This is a genomic window from Desulfoferrobacter suflitae (assembly GCF_022603395.1).
Taxonomy (GTDB): domain Bacteria; phylum Desulfobacterota; class Syntrophobacteria; order Syntrophobacterales; family Syntrophobacteraceae; genus Desulfoferrobacter; species Desulfoferrobacter suflitae.
Genome location: NZ_JAIBKA010000020.1, coordinates 1 through 15,902, shown reverse-complemented (window position 1 = coordinate 15,902; position 15,902 = coordinate 1). Strand labels below are relative to the sequence as shown.

Sequence of the window (15,902 nt, the reverse complement as noted above, 5' to 3'; positions counted from 1 at the left end):
ATAATTGCTTTTGTGAAATGTAATATTGATAGTTTTTGTTAGGAAAGTCGCGGGCGGCACACCGGCGAAGGCTGAATTCCAAAAACCCGCCTCCACGTTGGATAGATACCCACTTCAGCCAAGCCGATGGTATACTAAGACTTTTCTTCCGGTCAACTGAAAAATTAGTGCTCAAAAATCCTGCGGGATGCCGCATTGGACTGCGATTGATCCCGGACGGCAACCCTGCAGCCTGGAAAACGCTCCGACACAGGCCGCCATTGCACGGGTGATTGACTTGGAAAAATCTCCGTCGTTAATTCTTTCCGACTATACTCATTGAGGATAAAAAGCTTCTTCTTGTGGGAGCGGCATTCACTCACGCCGATGGCATGATCGCGGCAGCATACTGTTCCTGCAGTTAAGCGGAGGTTCTTCAAATTAAAGGATTTCAACCTTGACGAATATAACTCAACGCGCATTCGCCGATTACCTGGCGCAGATGCGTGAGGCTCACATCACCTTACCGTAAAGGGAAACCAACCCACACTGTTTGCTGACATACAGCTCTTCTTTGACAACCGCCGGCAGCCACTTTACACCGATGATGTATCTGCTGCCGATCACGGGCGAATCGAAACCCGCAAAATCTGGGTTACCATCGAGCTCAGCGACTATCTAGATCTTCCCCACGTTGCACAAGCTTTCGTTATTGAGCGTCAATGCATAGATAAGAGGATCGGTAAGTTGTCTTGTGAAACAGTTTACGGCATCACCAGCCAATCTCCACAACAAGCTGACGCACGAAGGATTCTTGCAGCCAACCGCGGCCATTGGAGTATCGAGAATAGTCGCCACTACATTCTCGATTGGAGCTACGATGAAGATCGGAGCCGAATATGCAAAGGTTTCCGTGAGGAGAACAAATTTTTTGTGGGGGGTGAACGCATACATATGCTGTCATTTTGGTACTCTTTAAGCCATAATCCAGCGGGCAAATGGCACAGCGCCATATTTTTACCGGACTGTGGCTGAAAACCTGGCGGGATGGCGTAATGTATTGCTGGGGTTACAGCCTGTTGCGCGGCTGAAGAGTTGATTCAAGAAAACAATAGAGGAAAACGTGCATGAATCGACGGGCAATGCTGCAGAGTATCGAGCAGCACGACGGCCCCTGGGACTTCATTGTGATCGGCGGCGGAGCGACCGGTCTCGGGGTCGGTGTGGATGCCGCTTCAAGGGGATACAGGACGGTTTTGCTGGAACAGCACGATTTTTCCAAAGGGACCTCGAGCCGCAGCACCAAGCTGGTGCACGGCGGAGTGCGCTATTTGCGCCAGGGAAACATTTCGCTGGTGCTCGAAGCGCTGCATGAAAGGGGCCTGTTGATGCAGAATGCTCCGCACCTGGTGAGCCACCAGGCTTTCGTTGTACCCAACTATGTGTGGTGGGACGGCCCGTTCTATGGGGCAGGAATGAAGGTTTATGATCTGCTGGCCGGCAGATTGGGACTGGGCCCCTCGCGGCGGCTTTCCAAAGGAGAAACGCTGCAGCACATCCCGACCCTGGAATCCCGGGAGCTGCGCGGCGGAGTCATCTATTTTGACGGGCAGTTCGACGATGCACGACTGGCCATCCATCTGGCGCAAACCATGGTGGAACATGGCGGAGCTCCAATCAATTACATTCAGGTGACGGGCTTCATCAAATCGGGAGAGATGATCGACGGTGTCATCGCCAGGGATATGGAAAGCGGCAAGGAGTACCAGATCAACGGCCGGGTGGTGGTCAACGCCACCGGGGTTTTCACCGATGCTCTACTGCAGCTGGAAAACCCCCGGGCGCCACGAATCATTTCTCCCAGTCAGGGAGTGCACCTGATTCTGGATAAAGATTTTCTGCCGGGCGAGAATGCCGTTATGGTGCCACAGACCGCCGACGGCCGGGTGCTTTTTGCAGTTCCGTGGCACGATAAAGTGGTGGTGGGCACCACGGACACGCCGGTTTCTGAGATCAGTTTGGAACCGCGTGCCCTCGATGAAGAAATCAAATTCATCCTGGATCATGCGGCTCTCTATCTCACCAAAGATCCGACCCGGCAGGATGTGAAGAGCGTGTTCGCCGGCTTGAGGCCGTTGGTCAGAGCCGGTGAGGGTAAAAGCACCGCTGCCATTTCGCGGGATCACTATCTGGTTGTGTCCGAATCGGGTCTGGTGACCATCACCGGCGGCAAATGGACAACCTACCGCAAGATGGCTGAAGAGACGGTGAACCATGCGCTGCTGGTGGCCGGCCTGGATGATCGCGGGTGTCTGACCAAAAACCTGCGTATCCATGGCTGGCTTAAAAACTTCGATCGGGAAGATCCGCTGCATTACCACGGTACCGATTCCGTATACATCAAGAAGATCGTGAAGGCCGATCCTGAGCTTGGGCGCAAATTGCATGAAAGCCTGCCCTACATCAAGGCGGAAGTGGTTTGGGCGGTGCGCGAAGAGATGGCCCGAACGGTCGAAGACGTTCTGGCGCGCCGCACCCGGGCTCTTTTTCTGGATGCACGGGCAAGCATTGAGATGGCGCCGGAGGTGGCCCGATTAATGGCACAGGAATTGAGCTATGACGACGCTTGGTGCGCGTCTCAGGTGAACGCCTACGGTAATCTGGCGAAGGGATATCTGCTGGTGTGAGCAGTGGGCGTGGCAAATCGACGGTTGGCCGGCCCCGGAGAAATTGCAGGAGCCGGGGCCGGCCACCTGAACAGTCGGTCGCTTCCAACGGTTGCGGTAACCGCGCACGGACCGCCATCCGGGCAATCTCTGGGTGGCAATCCAGGCGAGGGTGAGCATGGGTTTATGCTAAAAAACATACGCAAATGGCGTTCTTTACAGGCGGCTGTGCGTTGCTCTGTCACCGTGACGGCCGGTTCCCGTTCGGCCGCCTGGTGAGTGATGCTTATTGCAGAAATCCCTGGCCTTCCAGCCATTCTTTGGCCACCGCGCTGACATCCTTGTGATCGACGTCCACCGCAGCGTTGAGCAGTTGCATCTGTTCGGTGGTAAGATTCTCTGCGATGGGTTGCAACACCGCGGCGATGTCGGGATACTTGTCGAGGATTTCCTTGCGCACGACGGGAGCCGGACTGTAATCAGGGAAATAGCTCTTATCGTCCTGCAGCGTCACGAAGTCGAAGGCAGCAATCCTGCCGTCCGTGGCAAACCCCATGGAAACATCCACGTTCTTGTCCTTCAGAGCCTTATAAACCAGACCGGAATCCATTTTCTTGATCTTGTCGTACGGGACTCTGAAATCGTAGTATTTCATGAGTGGCTTAAAGCCGTCGGGGCGTTCCCAAAATTCGGCATTGACTCCGATCACGAGCTTGTCGGGATCTTCGTTCAGGTGCTTGCTGAGGTCACTGATGGACTTGATGCCCAATTCGTCCGCCTGCTGCTTGCGCATCATCAACGTGTAGGTGTTGTTAAACTTTACGGGCTGAAGCCACACGAGCCCCTTTTTGGCATCCTCATCGCGCACCCACTGGTACACCTTTTGCGGGTCCGTCATGACGGCGCGGTCATCTTGTTTGTAGTACACCGTGTAGGCGGTGCCCGTATATTCGTAGTAAAGATCGATCTGGCCGTTCTCCAGCGACTGGCGTGCCACCACCGAACCGACTCCGGTTTTAAGGTCCACCGTGAAGCCGTTCTTTTCCAGGAGATCCTTCGCAAGTTCCGGCAGGATGTATTGTTCCGTAAAGTTCTTTCCCCCCACCACGACTTTTTTCTCCTGCGCGGCGGAGCTTCCGGGCATGGCGAGCAAAGCGAGAAGCATGACAACGGCCAGCATGCAACACCACGTTTTTGTCATCACTTTCATAATTCACCTCCGTTGTTTGAATGTTGATGGAATTTGCACAGGCGACATTCCTTCCCGTAAAAAACGTCGCGTCATTTCCCCAGTTCTTCCTGTATCCGCAGCCCGCGTGGAATAACCACGAGTCCCAGCAGTTCGACCAGATAATCTGCAAAAAGCGCCAGGAGGGTAACGGGGATAGCTCCAGCCAGGAGCTGATCGGGTCTCATCAAATCAATCCCTACAAAGATGAGCTCGCCCAGTCCTCCGGCACCAATGAGGAACGCCAGGGCCGCCGTGCCGATGTTGATGACCAGTGATATGCGAAAGCCCGTGATGATTACCTTCATGGCATTGGGCAGCTCGATTTGAAAGAGGATACGTCCATTGGGCATTCCCATGCCCTTGGCCGCATCGATTATCCAGCCCGGCACCGCTGTGATGCCGGCCAGGGTGTTGCGCGCCACGGGCAGAACCGAATAGACAAACAGGGCAAAGATGGCGGGTTTGAAGCCGATTCCAAGGAAGCTCATGGCCAGGGCTATGACGGCCAGAGATGGAATGGTCTGCCCTAACCCTACAATGTACATCACAATGCCCGCATACTTTTTGTAGCGGGGACGGGTAAAAATGATGCCCACGGCCAAGCCAAGGATTGTGGCCAGCGACATGCTCACGAACACCATCCAGACGTGCTGAGTGAGCAAGGTCAACAGATAGTTGAGTTCGTACGGGTCGGACAGGTAGGTGATGACGCCGAACCGTTCCAGCGCGATACCGGCCGCTATCAACAGCACCACTATGGAGAACCGATAGGCTTTCCCAAAAGCATTACTCATCGCCCGAGTTCCCTTCCAATTTTGATTCCCTTTGGTGTCAAAAGGCGCTCCAACAGTGCCATGCCGGCATCAACAAAGATGGCCAGGAGCGAAACGAGAATCGCACCCGCCACGATCATTTCGCCGTACACCCTGGCGATGCCCTGCTGAATCAGCACACCCAGGCCGCCGGCCCCGATGTATGCGGCAATGGCGGCAATACCGATGTTCATGACCGCTGCGGTTCTGAGACCTGCAATGATGACCGGAACAGCCAGCGGAATTTCGATTTCTTTCAGCCTCTTCCAGCCGCTCATGCCGAGTCCGCGCCCGGCGTCGACTATCTCGGGAGGAACATTTTTGATGGCCGTGTAGGTGTTTCTAATGATGGGCAACTGACTGTAGAGAACCAGTGCCATGACGGCGGGAACTTTTCCCAGACCCTGATTGATCAGTGAGAGGAGCGGCAGCAGGATACCGAACAGGGCAATGGAGGGTACCGTCATGAGCACATTCGCTGCATTGATGACCCTTCTGGCGGCCTGTTCGCTGCGCGTGACGGCAATACCAATGGGCACTCCAAGGAGAATGGCCAAAAATAGTGCCAGGGACACAATCCAGATATGCTCAAACGTCAACAGCCAGCACTCTCCAGCATTCTTGTAGATAAAGTCGAAGACATTCATGTTCGTCCTTTACGGCTCGTTTCTAACTATCTTCTTCGTCGGTGTAGGCATCCAGGATGGAGCTCTGAATATTTTTCAGCGAAATGGTGCCGATAAAATCTCCATTATCGTCGACCACACAAAGGGTTTGCATATCTTGCATGAGCATGGTGGACATGACGTCCCGCAGGGTGTCGTAGCGCTGAATGAACCGGGGATAAGTGTCCACCGCGTTGCGCACCGGCCCGTTTTCATGCTTGACCAGCTTCGGTGTCACATAGCCGAGAGGCTTGTTGTTCTCGACGACAATGGCGTGCTTGAGCCCCTTCTCCTCGAGGAATTTCAAAACCTCCTGCGCGTCGCAGGATCCCTTCACGATGTTTCTCGGGTTGGTGTTCATGGCATCCTTGGTGCGCAGCAGCCCCAACACTTTCAGGGCACGATCGGCACCGACGAAATCGGCGATGTATTTGTTCTTGGGACGTGTGAGTATGGCTTCGGGAGTGTCGTACTGGATCAATTTGCCGCCCTGAAAAATGGCTATCTCGTCACCCACTTTAATGGCTTCGTGAATATCGTGGGTCACAAACGCTATGGTTTTTTTCAGCTCGTTTTGGATCCTGAGAAACTCATTTTGGATTTCTTCCCTGTTGATCGGGTCGATTGCTCCGAAGGGCTCGTCCATGAGAACGATTTCTGGATCTGCAGCCAGGCTGCGGGCTACCCCGACGCGCTGTTGCTGCCCGCCGGAAAGTTCTGCCGGATAGCGATCGCGAAAGATTCCCGGCTCCAATCTCAGCATAGTGAGGAGTTCATCCGCCCGCTCACGAATCTTGTCTTCCTTCCAGCCGAGCAAACGCGGCACCGTGGCAATATTCTCATAAATCGTTTTATTGGGGAACAGCCCGATGGCCTGGATCGCATAGCCCATGGACTGGCGCAGCTTGACCGCATCTTCAGACAAGATGTCGCGGCCGTTGACGGTGATTTTGCCGCGGGTCAGAGGAATGAGTCTGTTGGTGAGACGCAGCAGGGTCGTCTTGCCGCAGCCCGAGGGTCCCAAAAAAGCAACTACATGTCCTTTTTCAATTTTGAAGGTCACGTCGTTTACGGCCGTAACCACATTCGGTCCGGAACCGAAAACCTTGGTGACGTTTGCATACTCGATCATGGTTTGTCCTCGATGTGTGACGCTACTCTTTGATGTTACCCATCGTCCGAAGATCCGGCATGTTGATCGTATGTCGCGGTGATCTCGGAGAATAATAGGCAGTCCTCAGTTGACTGGGACCATCTGTTTGTGGACACTAGTTCGAACACCAATTATTAGTCTAAGAAAAATTTCATGCGTTGTAAAGAACGCATATTCCAATAGGGCAACGCAAAGGGATCAGGGTATGGTTGTTGCACCAAATCAGGCATTCAGAGGATTGGAGAAAAGGGCACAGTGAAACCGACGAACAGTCGCACTCTAGCGAAATATATCCTCCTTCAGATTCCGGACCTGGCGCTTCTGGTGATAATCCTTGTCCTGCTGAGAAAATGGTTTGGAATTTCGCGCATGCTCACCGGAATTCTCATCGTTTTCTGGATACTTAAGGATATCCTGTTGTATCCGTTGCTGCGGCGGGCGTACGAAGGTCGTCCCTCTAAAAGTCATCCGATGATAGGAGAAAAGGGAATTGCTCGGGATCGTCTGGATCCGGAGGGATATGCCTGGGTGCGAGGAGAACTCTGGCGTGCTCGGGTGGCACAAGGCTCAGCTCCAGTTGAGCCCGGCCGGCCTTTGATCGTTCAAGATGCTCGAGGTTTGACTTTAGAGGTGATCGCTGATCCGCCGGCACGGGCGGACCGTTCCCCTGGAACGACACGGTCGGGATTCAAGAGGTGAGCCTGAAGAAAAGCACCTATGCGCATCACAGGGGATCAAATTCCAGGCCCGACCGGCTTATTTTACGATCGGGTATTCCCAGAACTGGGTATTGCCACCCCCGTTCTCGCCCCCGTCGCTGCCCCCTTCGGACGCCTGACCGGTATAGGTGAAGGCCATTAGAGCCGCGCCGGGAGAGATATTGAAGCTTCTGCTGAACCGGACCTGCCTGTTCGATGTCGTCAAGTTGACCCAACTGGCGCTCACCAGCGGATGGTTGGACAAGATTTTTCCATCAGCGTCGGCTATCAGCAGGGCCAGATTGAAGTAGTCGACGTAGTTGAAATTCATCATGGTTCCGCTGGAGAAGCTGACCGTGCCGGCGATCGTCAGGCTGTCGCCGCTCTTTGTGTACTGATAGTGGATGGCAAGGTCATCCGACTGATAAAAGGCCGAGTGGGTTCCTTCGGAAGCCATTGGGATTTGGAAGCCAGGCTTGATATTGAGCCCACTGTAATTGGGCGTGAGCAGTGTGGTGGCACAGCCCCACGTGGCGAAGGTTGTTGCCAGCAAGACCATAAGCATCATGCTGCGAAATCCTGAAATGGTGCGATATTTTTTCATTTTGCTGCAATCCTTCCCATCCAACAGGTTAGAATTGGTCTGATGTCATCGATATGCGTAGCTGCTCTTGTGCTTTTGAATATTAATCATAACTTGCGTAAAATCAACTGGATGGATATGAAGGAAGCGGGGCTCCGAGCCGCTGTTGGAGCGAGCAGGGGCGTGGCGGTATTGCAATGGCCCAGTTTGAACGAGGGAGCAGATGGATCAAGAAAGTTTGGATTTCTGGCGGCGGCATTCCATAAGGTTCCTGGAAATGGCGCTGCGGAGCGACCGCCGCCAAGTGTTGAAAACCCCTGATGGTTACGGGAAGCGTACGCGAGAATGCGGAGACACCATTGAATTTTTTCTAACAGTGCGGCATGGCAAGATTGTTCATGCCTCTTTTGAAACCAATGGGTGCATCTATTCGGTGGCTTGCGCCAATGCTGTGATTTCTCTGGTCGAGGGAGCAAGCATTGAAGAAGCCTGGCAGGTCACTCCTGAGACGATCGCCGACTATCTCGAGACGCTCCCGCCAAAGGAATTCCATTGTGCTCAACTGGCCGCCGAAACCCTCTTTCTGGCATTGGCCGACTGTCAACAAAAGCATAGAAATCCGTGGAAAAAATTTTACCAAACCTATGAATAAGAAAAATTCAGATGGAGGATGATACTCAAGAAATCGGCGACATTCTTTGCCACGTGGTGGACACCCGTGCGTGCCGCAAGCTCCCGGTCAATCTGGAATATGGGTCCACCCGCCAGGACGCGCGTGCCTGCGCCGAGGGCCTCGGTGATCTGTCGCAAGGGCGGCTCCGAATCAAATTGCAAAACGGTGAGACCAAGCAACTGAGGTCGCAGGTCGAGGCAGCGCAAAATGATATCTTCGGCGCTTTGCATCAACCCCACACGTTCGACCCGCAAACCGGCAGTGCGCCCACAGGCTTCAATGACCTCCAAGCCGTGCCCCCAGCCGTCGTCCAAGGTGGCCGTCAGCAGCAAAGGCGGTGGATTCCAGAGTCCCGCAAGTTTCCTCTTCTTCTTCCACACCAGCAGAGACTGTAGAGTATACATCAGTTCCCACCGGGGTGGAACTCCCGAGGTTTGCCAGGTTCGCAGCAGATCCTGCAATCGCTGTCGCAGCGCATCACCGGAAGGTTCCATCACGGACGGTGTGCCCCTTTTACATCGCGTGCCTGAGAGCGATTATTCCGCTTTCAATCGCACATGTAGTCGCCCCGCAGCAGGCGCTCTTCTTCCTGCCTTTTTCCCAGCCAAATAAGCACCTTTTCAAATTCATCGCGAAATTCTCGAAGGGCCTTGCCGCGATGGCTCACCTGCGCTTTTTCGTCGCGACTCATTTCTGCAAAGGTCTTGTTCCTGGGTGGATACAGAAAAATCGGATCGTAGCCGAAGCCGTTGTTGCCCCGCGGACCCTCCAGAATGACCCCGTCACAGGTGGCCTCATAGGTCAGAGCCGGACCGGTTGGCACGGCCAGGGAGAGGACACAGCAAAAGCGCGCTTTGCGATTGGTTTGTCCGGACAATTCCTGCAACAACTTGGCGTTGTTTTCGCTGTCACTGGCTTTGGGGCCTGCGTAACGGGCGGAATGGATGCCGGGCCTGCCGCCAAGGCATTCAACTTCGAGCCCCGAATCGTCGGCCAGTGCCGGCAGCCCCAATATTTTGGCGATAAAGCTCGCTTTTTTGTAGGCATTTTCCTCGAATGTTGCGCCGTCTTCTGCAACCTCAGGCAGAGGGCCAAAGTCATTGAGGTCCTTTATCTCTATTGAAAAGTCGGCAAGAAATTCACGTATCTCAGCTGATTTACCACGATTTCGAGTTGCTACCACAAGTATCGGAGGTCCCATTGACTGCCGTTCCTTTCTTCAGAGTTTCGAGCGATCGATCACTCGCCCGGATTCTAACCAACCGAGTTCGGTTGTCCCTCTTTCAACGCTTCTTCAGCCTTTCCCTTTTTGCCGAAGATTGCCACGATCCACACGCTGATTTCGTAGAGCACCAAAAGCGGCAAGGCCATCAGCAATTGGGAAACAACATCCGGTGGTGTGAGCACCGCAGCAGAAATAAAAATGAGCAATATGGCATACTTGCGTTGCTTCCTCATGAACTGGGCATGCAATAGTCCTATTTTGGCAAGAAAAAAAGCGAAAACGGGCATTTCGAAGACCAGTCCAAAGGCGAGCAGCAGTCGCGTGGCAAATGAGGTGAACTCTCGGGTGCTGATCATGGGCGTGATGAAGTCGTTAGCAAAGGAAACGAAAAACTGAAACCCAAAGGGAAATACGATGAAATACCCAAACATTGCACCACCCACAAAAAACAGGGTGGAAAAAAACACAACGGGGACCAGATAGCGTCTTTCATTGTCATAAAGCCCGGGTGCGATGAAGCGCCACATTTGCAGGATGATCACGGGAGAGGCCAATCCGACGCCGGCGATAAAGGATACCTTGAGGTAAGTTACAAAAGCCTCATGGGGTGCGGTGTAGATGAGCTTCTGGCTTTCGCCTTCCGGGAGAACCTGCAGCAAGGGCCGCATCAGCCATTCGAAGATTCTCTCTTTGAAGAAGTAGCTGACGACAAAACCGACTGCGACTGCTATGGCTGATATGATGAGTCTCTTGCGCAATTCTTCCAGGTGCTGTGTGAAGGGCATCTTCTCTTCGGGCATGCGTCTCTTTCCTACTCTCTGTTTCTTCCCGCGGCTGTCGAGGTGGTCACTTCAAAGTCCTTCAGGTTCTACGCAATAGGTCACAACCCACGCGCCTGCTGGTGATGGACAAGCCGTGGGAATTCCTCGTGATCGCGCAGGATCATGGTACATCTGCAGACTTCTTGTTCCCGGAATCGTTCTGCTCGCTGCCAGCCTGGCTCGATGCAATCTGTTCAGAGCCTTCGGTTTGTACTTCACCTCCCGATGGTTCGGGCTGCGATGGGGTGTTCGCTTCCTTCAAATGCTGCCATGAATCGACTTGAGACTTGAGTTCGTGCTGCGCAGAACGGAATTCCTGTTTGATTTCTCGGACGGTATCGTCCTGATCAAAGGTTTCTTTGAGCTCGTGGGTCGCTTTACGAAATTCTGCATAACCGCGTCCCAAAGCGCGCGCCAAGTCGGGAAGTTTGCTTGGACCAACGACGATCAGCGCAATAGCCATGATCAAAAGCAGCTCCGGAAAACCGATACCAAACATGGAATGTTATACTCCTGATTGTGAGCCAATCCTGCATCTTAGAACCCTGCGATGCCCCTTGACTCTGGTCGTCGAATTGCCGTCTCTCCTAAAACTCTAACACAACATAGTTTGCCAGGAAAAGAGCATTAACAAAATCAACCCGCGGTGGATGACCCCGGTCATAAAATTGCCGAATTCAGGTTTCGATAAGTTCCTGCATGCCTGACCCGATTGATCTTTCCGTCAAGGCCGCTTCTCGTGTTGTGGTGCATTCTTTCCTCTGGTCGGTAGAGTTTCCGGGTCGTCCTTGGAAGACTTCCTGAATTCGCTGATCATCCTGCCAAGCCCTTCCCCAATTTGCGGCAACTTTTTGCCGCCATAGAAGAAGATGAACAGGACCAGAATAATGAGCAATTCCCATATGCCCAGCCCAAACATAACGCCCCCCTGCGGTCTCATTGAGTTGCATAGCTGTGCAAACCGCTCAATAAGAAATTCACTCCAAAATAGGTGAACAACACGCAAACGAAACCCACCAAGGATAGCCACGCCACCTTCCTGCCCCGCCAGCCCTGAACGCTGCGCGAATGCAGCAAGGCAGCATAAATCAGCCAGGTAATGAGCGACCATGTCTCCTTGGGGTCCCAGCTCCAGTAGCTTCCCCAGGCGGAGTTGGCCCAAACCGAACCGGTGATGATCCCCAGCGACAACCAGAGAAACCCAAACAGAATGAGCTGGTAGTTGAACTCATCCAATTGCCGTGACTCGGGGATGAGAGCCAGCATCCCTTTAGGATGGGGATTCGCGGGAGAGGCCTTGCGCGCGAGGTATAATACACTGACTCCGGCGGCGACTGCAAAGGCTGCATAACCAAGAAAACAGGCGACTACGTGCGCGATCAGCCAGTTGCTTTTGAGCGCCGGCACGAGGGGCTGGATCTTGGAGTCGATTTGCGTTGAAAAAGAAGCATAGGCCATCGCGAGAAATGAAAAGATGGACGGAAACACGCCCATGGCGTGCTGTTTGGTCTTGTATTCAAAGATCAGGTAGATGAGCATGATGGCCCAGGCGGCAAAAACCAACGATTCATATAGGTTAGACAGGGGTGCGTGGCCGTATCCCAGATCATAGGATTCTTTCCAGCGCAGCAGGATGCCGGCGGTCTGGATCAGCAGGGTGCCCAAGCCGGCGAATCCACCCGCTATCAACAGGGGTCTGTGGCGAAAAATGACCCCCGACAGATAAAAGATAGCGCACACCAGATAGGCAAAGGTTGTGATACTGAGCAGAAGGGAGCTGTTCATAGTCTTGACTGTCCTTAAATATCCTTTAAGTATCCTTGTTTCTTATGTCACTCTAGACTTGAGGTCGTTTTCCAGCCGTTCACGCAATTCATTGAACTCTCTTTCAAATGCAACGGGATTCTTGCTGGTCTTGCCCGCCATGAGAATCCGGGTGGAATTTTTTCCCGGATTGGCGGTGTCTGCCCAGACCCACAGCTTGCGGTGACTGGTGTAGAAGGTCATACCGATGCCCACCAGCATTGCCATAAATCCGGTGTATACCACCCATACCCCGGGATCTTTTTTGACCTGCAATCCAGTGTAGTAGCCATCCTCGGTTTTTAACACCTGGATCTGGTAATTTTGAATCTTGTTGCCGTGGAATTGCGGCAGGTTCACCAGGATCCAGGACCCTTTGGGCTGCTCACCCTCTCTGACCAGGGCGATGCCCACAGCAGGCCCGAATTGTCCCATATTTTTCTGGTAGTCCACCATCTGCACTCGATCCGTGGTGTCGGGAATTACCGCGGCTTCCCCAAACTGCAGCGTCAGGGTGGACGATTTGCCCGTGTCGGTGTTTCGGAACTCCACTTGGGCCCGTTTCAAAACAGCCCCATAGGAAGACTGGTAGAGAGTCACTCCAGCGTAGCTGAGTGGATCGTTCACTATGATTGACCGTGTGAGGGCATCCTTGCCGTCATCAACAATGGTCAAATCCGAGCGATATTCTTTGGGCGCCCCGGTATCGTAAAAAGAGACTTGAAAACTGTTGCAGCGCACCTCGAAAGGCAATGTGACCGTGTTGTTTCCCCGGTACAAGCGCACATCCCGGGATGCACCGCCTTCGACGATATTCATATACCCGCGGAATCCAAGGAGTGAGCCGATCAATGCTCCCACCAGGACCAGAAGCACGCTCAGATGCACCACATAGACCATCCAGCGGCTCCAGCGGCCCACCTCCACAATGCCGGCAAAGGCTTCCGAATGGTCTGATCTTCTGAGGGTGCCAAAATTATGAGAGATGATGGAGGTGACTTTTGCTTCCACCTGGTCACGCGGCAAAGGCGATCGAATCTCGCAGTGATAGGCGAATTTGGTGAGCTTATCAGGCGTGATACTTTCGTCGCGTTGGCTGAGTTGCCTGAGCGTTTTGGGCAGGCGCCGCAAGGTGCAGACGACCAGGTTTACAGTCAGCAAGACCAACAGAAGACGAAACCAGGTGGTGTGATAGAGATCGTTTAACCCAAGGGTATCGATGATCCGGGCAACGCCCGGGCTGTATCGCGTATGCAACTCGTGCTGAGTGGTTCCCTGAGGGAGCAGCGTTCCGACAAGGGAACAGGCTGCCAGAGTCAAAAAAATAAAAACGCTCAATTTCATGGATGCAAAAGACTGGTAGAGGTATTGACCAAGTCCGGATTTTTGCTGCATTGGTATCATGCCTTTCACTGGGTTGCCGAAAAAATTTCATGCTTTTATTAACCCTTTGCAGGGACTGCCGGCAAGGGAGAGAAAAGGGCTGCAAGAAATTGAAGCATTGATCTGTTATTTTGGATGGGGTGTGGATCATGTCATGGAAGCTTCTCGATCCTTTGCAGGTGTTCTATGAGTTGCCGGTCGGCTGTCGTGAAGTCGAACTTGTGGAGATCTTCGAGGGAGGCCCAACGGTAAGCTACGTGCTCCCTCAAGCAAAGCTTTCCTCTCGTGACGGTGCACCAGTAGGCAAAAAGATCAATGGTGAAATCCGAGTAGCTGTGGCGCAGATGTTGGAATAGGCTTCCGACAGTGACACCCCAGCAAAGTTCTTCTTTGATCTCCCTGACCAACGATTCCTTCAGCGTCTCACCTGACTCGACCTTGCCCCCGGGAAATTCCCACTGCAGGGCAAATTTTTTGCCTGGCGGACGTTGTCCCACAAAAAGACGATCGCCGGCCACTATGAGAGCGGCGGTAACCTGGAGATTGGGCAGGTGAAGACGCGCTGCCTGCATTGCCTTAGATCCTTTGGGATTGGTACTGTGCAATACTCTTTTCTTTTCCATAATACCCTTTTCATAGCTTGTTTCCATCTGGAAACTCCATTTTTCGGTGTTTCGTGCTGCCCCGAAATTCCACACCATGGGGGCGAATCATCCGAGGTTCTTTCTCGCAAACGCAGGACCAAGGTTCCATTGGATCAAAGCCGGCTTTCGACATGAGCACCACCTGATTCAGCAAAAACGTCGAAGCACGCAATTCCTGTTCATATCTGACTTAGCACCGCACACTGCTTATCTTTTGAGTCGCGGGGTTGTGAATGGGCAAGGGGGAGTTGCCTTGCCGTGGAATAAAGATCGAAAAGAAAGGATAGACAAAATGGTTAAGGAGTACGGTGTGATAGTCTTGGGAAGTGGCCCTGCCGGCTTGCAGGCGGCGGTTCACGCCGCTCGCACCAAGGTCGACGTGGCGGTGCTGGGGCGCGCCCAAAGGAGTTCATTGTATCAAGCCCACATAGAAAATTATTGTTGCTTGGACAACACTCTGAAGGGCGCTGAGATATTGGATCAGGGCAGACAGCAGGCAGCGAGATTCGGAGCCGAGTTCTATGAATCCGATGTGCTGCGCCTCGAACAGGGAGCGGACAACCGTTTTATTGTCACCATGGAATCGGGTGACACGCTTACGTCATGGTCTCTCGTTTTGGCCATGGGGGTGGCGCGCAATCGCCTCAATGTCCCGGGAGAAAAGGAACTGCTGGGGAAAGGGGTGAGCTATTGTGTGGATTGCGACGGCAATTTTTTCAGAGATCAGGAGGTCGTGGTGGTCGGCAATGAAAGCGCTGCATGTTCGGGTGCGTTGAGTATGCTTATGATTGCCGGCAGTGTACACCTGGTCTATGGGGATTTGGCGGTAGCGGATCATTTGCGCAATCAGGTTGAAGCAAGCGCTATCATCAAGCATCCAGGCCGCTCGGTAAAGTCCATAGTGGGGAGCCGGGAAGTGGAAGCGGTGGTGCTCGATAACGATCAGAGGATAGAGAGCTCCGGTGTCTTTATCGAGCTGGGGGCCAAGGGGGCTCTGGAGTTGGCAACTGCGCTGGGGGTCGGGTTGGATACGGAATCCATGCGCTATGTTGCCGCCAACAAAAAGCAGGAGACCAACGTCCCCGGCGTGTATGCGGCGGGTGATATCACAGGACCTCCATGGCAGATGGCCAAAGCGGTGGGTGAGGGTTGCGTGGCCGGGTTGGAGGCAGCCGCCTATGCCAGACGACAGAGTTCCAGCTGAACGCAGGAAAAGCCGAAAGACATCAAGTGGGATACATACGTTGAAATAGGGCTTGACATGCCGGCAAAAATGCATATGATCGCCTTTCCTCTGAGCGGATCCAGGGTTGTGCGCCAGTGGCTTTGTTGAAAATGCAAAGGCTGGTGAAAAAATGGTTGACAGCCCAAAAGTAAATCGCTATAAGGAAAAGCTCGCTGAGCGGAGAGGCAAAATCAAAGCCCGACCGGGTGCTCAGCGAGGAGTGCTGGAACGTACGGCCCGCTCGAAAAAAAAGTGAAGGCGGGTAAAAAAGTGGTTGACAAAGATTGGGCAGGTAGGATAAACAACCTTTCTTTGTCGATTGAGGCCGAAAGCAAACAGCC

General features: G+C 53.3%; 17 protein-coding genes and 1 pseudogene. 5 read left to right on the top strand and 13 right to left on the bottom strand.

Features of this window, described 5'->3' with window-relative positions; all coding sequences use genetic code 11:
* Window positions 1-513: 513 nt before the first annotated feature.
* Together K1V27_RS23075 and K1V27_RS21735 are read left to right on the top strand one after the other, a co-directional pair.
* Window positions 514-1,014 (top strand): annotated as a pseudogene (locus tag K1V27_RS23075) (ISAs1 family transposase); the annotation flags it as partial.
* A gap of 92 nt (window positions 1,015-1,106) precedes the next feature.
* Window positions 1,107-2,666, top strand: a complete 1,560-nt coding sequence (locus K1V27_RS21735; RefSeq protein WP_258932369.1) for a glycerol-3-phosphate dehydrogenase/oxidase — start codon at window positions 1,107-1,109, stop codon at window positions 2,664-2,666.
* 265 nt (window positions 2,667-2,931) lie between these two features.
* Here the strand turns inward: K1V27_RS21735 and K1V27_RS21730 are convergent, their stop codons facing one another.
* From K1V27_RS21730 to K1V27_RS21715, 4 genes are all read right to left on the bottom strand, one after another.
* On the bottom strand, window positions 2,932-3,855 hold the full coding sequence (locus tag K1V27_RS21730; protein ID WP_258932368.1) for an ABC transporter substrate-binding protein: 924 nt from the start codon (window positions 3,853-3,855) through the stop codon (window positions 2,932-2,934).
* 71 nt (window positions 3,856-3,926) lie between these two features.
* A complete protein-coding gene (locus K1V27_RS21725; RefSeq protein ID WP_258932367.1) occupies window positions 3,927-4,670 on the bottom strand; it encodes an ABC transporter permease in 744 nt (247 codons plus the stop codon).
* Window positions 4,667-5,335 (bottom strand): ABC transporter permease, encoded by a 669-nt coding sequence (locus K1V27_RS21720; RefSeq protein ID WP_258932366.1) that lies wholly within the window; start codon window positions 5,333-5,335, stop codon window positions 4,667-4,669. The genes K1V27_RS21725 and K1V27_RS21720 overlap by 4 nt, the downstream gene beginning before the upstream one ends.
* Before the next feature lie 22 nt (window positions 5,336-5,357).
* Window positions 5,358-6,485, bottom strand: a complete 1,128-nt coding sequence (locus K1V27_RS21715; RefSeq protein WP_258932365.1) for an ATP-binding cassette domain-containing protein — start codon at window positions 6,483-6,485, stop codon at window positions 5,358-5,360.
* Window positions 6,486-6,761: 276 nt separating this feature from the next.
* Between K1V27_RS21715 and K1V27_RS21710 the strand changes: the two genes are divergently transcribed.
* Window positions 6,762-7,205 (top strand): NfeD family protein, encoded by a 444-nt coding sequence (locus K1V27_RS21710; protein ID WP_258932364.1) that lies wholly within the window; start codon window positions 6,762-6,764, stop codon window positions 7,203-7,205.
* 57 nt (window positions 7,206-7,262) lie between these two features.
* Here K1V27_RS21710 and K1V27_RS21705 read toward each other — a convergent pair whose 3' ends face one another.
* Window positions 7,263-7,808 carry a hypothetical protein gene (locus tag K1V27_RS21705; protein WP_258932363.1) on the bottom strand — a complete coding sequence of 182 codons (546 nt, stop codon included), beginning with the start codon at window positions 7,806-7,808 and terminating at the stop codon, window positions 7,263-7,265.
* A 202-nt stretch (window positions 7,809-8,010) separates the two neighbouring features.
* Between K1V27_RS21705 and K1V27_RS21700 the strand changes: the two genes are divergently transcribed.
* The gene (locus K1V27_RS21700) at window positions 8,011-8,439 is read left to right on the top strand and encodes an iron-sulfur cluster assembly scaffold protein (protein ID WP_258932362.1); all 429 of its coding nucleotides are present in this window, start codon (window positions 8,011-8,013) and stop codon (window positions 8,437-8,439) included.
* Here the strand turns inward: K1V27_RS21700 and K1V27_RS21695 are convergent.
* From K1V27_RS21695 to K1V27_RS21660, 8 genes are all read right to left on the bottom strand, one after another.
* Window positions 8,430-8,954, bottom strand: coding sequence for a cobalamin-dependent protein (locus tag K1V27_RS21695; protein ID WP_337833355.1), 525 nt, complete (start codon window positions 8,952-8,954; stop codon window positions 8,430-8,432). The genes K1V27_RS21700 and K1V27_RS21695 overlap by 10 nt on opposite strands.
* Before the next feature lie 53 nt (window positions 8,955-9,007).
* Window positions 9,008-9,661: an XTP/dITP diphosphatase gene (locus tag K1V27_RS21690; RefSeq protein ID WP_258932360.1), complete on the bottom strand. Its 654-nt coding sequence runs from the start codon at window positions 9,659-9,661 to the stop codon at window positions 9,008-9,010.
* Between the two features lie 53 nt (window positions 9,662-9,714).
* The gene (gene tatC / locus K1V27_RS21685) at window positions 9,715-10,485 is read right to left on the bottom strand and encodes a twin-arginine translocase subunit TatC (RefSeq protein ID WP_258932358.1); all 771 of its coding nucleotides are present in this window, start codon (window positions 10,483-10,485) and stop codon (window positions 9,715-9,717) included.
* Window positions 10,486-10,627: 142 nt separating this feature from the next.
* Window positions 10,628-11,005, bottom strand: coding sequence for a Sec-independent protein translocase protein TatB (gene tatB, locus K1V27_RS21680; RefSeq protein WP_258932357.1), 378 nt, complete (start codon window positions 11,003-11,005; stop codon window positions 10,628-10,630).
* 225 nt (window positions 11,006-11,230) lie between these two features.
* Complete coding sequence (locus K1V27_RS21675; protein WP_258932355.1) at window positions 11,231-11,425, bottom strand: Sec-independent protein translocase subunit TatA/TatB; 195 nt, start codon at window positions 11,423-11,425, stop codon at window positions 11,231-11,233.
* Window positions 11,426-11,442: 17 nt separating this feature from the next.
* Window positions 11,443-12,291, bottom strand: a complete 849-nt coding sequence (gene ccsB, locus K1V27_RS21670) for a c-type cytochrome biogenesis protein CcsB (RefSeq protein ID WP_258932353.1) — start codon at window positions 12,289-12,291, stop codon at window positions 11,443-11,445.
* Window positions 12,292-12,333: 42 nt separating this feature from the next.
* Complete coding sequence (gene resB, locus K1V27_RS21665; RefSeq protein ID WP_258932352.1) at window positions 12,334-13,704, bottom strand: cytochrome c biogenesis protein ResB; 1,371 nt, start codon at window positions 13,702-13,704, stop codon at window positions 12,334-12,336.
* Window positions 13,705-13,844: 140 nt separating this feature from the next.
* Window positions 13,845-14,342: a (deoxy)nucleoside triphosphate pyrophosphohydrolase gene (locus K1V27_RS21660; RefSeq protein WP_258932350.1), complete on the bottom strand. Its 498-nt coding sequence runs from the start codon at window positions 14,340-14,342 to the stop codon at window positions 13,845-13,847.
* 286 nt (window positions 14,343-14,628) lie between these two features.
* Here K1V27_RS21660 and K1V27_RS21655 point away from each other — a divergent pair, with 286 nt between their 5' ends.
* A complete protein-coding gene (locus tag K1V27_RS21655) occupies window positions 14,629-15,540 on the top strand; it encodes an NAD(P)/FAD-dependent oxidoreductase (RefSeq protein ID WP_258932349.1) in 912 nt (303 codons plus the stop codon).
* Window positions 15,541-15,902 lie beyond the last annotated feature (362 nt).

Coding starts and splice junctions, on each gene's coding strand:
- K1V27_RS21735 (WP_258932369.1), top strand. CDS start 1,107: ATGAATCGACGGGCAATGCTGCAGAGTATCGAGCAGCACGACGGCCCC.
- K1V27_RS21730 (WP_258932368.1), bottom strand. CDS start 3,855: ATGAAAGTGATGACAAAAACGTGGTGTTGCATGCTGGCCGTTGTCATG.
- K1V27_RS21725 (WP_258932367.1), bottom strand. CDS start 4,670: ATGAGTAATGCTTTTGGGAAAGCCTATCGGTTCTCCATAGTGGTGCTG.
- K1V27_RS21720 (WP_258932366.1), bottom strand. CDS start 5,335: ATGAATGTCTTCGACTTTATCTACAAGAATGCTGGAGAGTGCTGGCTG.
- K1V27_RS21715 (WP_258932365.1), bottom strand. CDS start 6,485: ATGATCGAGTATGCAAACGTCACCAAGGTTTTCGGTTCCGGACCGAAT.
- K1V27_RS21705 (WP_258932363.1), bottom strand. CDS start 7,808: ATGAAAAAATATCGCACCATTTCAGGATTTCGCAGCATGATGCTTATG.
- K1V27_RS21700 (WP_258932362.1), top strand. CDS start 8,011: ATGGATCAAGAAAGTTTGGATTTCTGGCGGCGGCATTCCATAAGGTTC.
- K1V27_RS21695 (WP_337833355.1), bottom strand. CDS start 8,954: ATGGAACCTTCCGGTGATGCGCTGCGACAGCGATTGCAGGATCTGCTG.
- K1V27_RS21690 (WP_258932360.1), bottom strand. CDS start 9,661: ATGGGACCTCCGATACTTGTGGTAGCAACTCGAAATCGTGGTAAATCA.
- tatC (WP_258932358.1), bottom strand. CDS start 10,485: ATGCCCGAAGAGAAGATGCCCTTCACACAGCACCTGGAAGAATTGCGC.
- tatB (WP_258932357.1), bottom strand. CDS start 11,005: ATGTTTGGTATCGGTTTTCCGGAGCTGCTTTTGATCATGGCTATTGCG.
- K1V27_RS21675 (WP_258932355.1), bottom strand. CDS start 11,425: ATGTTTGGGCTGGGCATATGGGAATTGCTCATTATTCTGGTCCTGTTC.
- ccsB (WP_258932353.1), bottom strand. CDS start 12,291: ATGAACAGCTCCCTTCTGCTCAGTATCACAACCTTTGCCTATCTGGTG.
- resB (WP_258932352.1), bottom strand. CDS start 13,704: ATGCAGCAAAAATCCGGACTTGGTCAATACCTCTACCAGTCTTTTGCA.
- K1V27_RS21660 (WP_258932350.1), bottom strand. CDS start 14,342: ATGGAAACAAGCTATGAAAAGGGTATTATGGAAAAGAAAAGAGTATTG.
- K1V27_RS21655 (WP_258932349.1), top strand. CDS start 14,629: ATGGTTAAGGAGTACGGTGTGATAGTCTTGGGAAGTGGCCCTGCCGGC.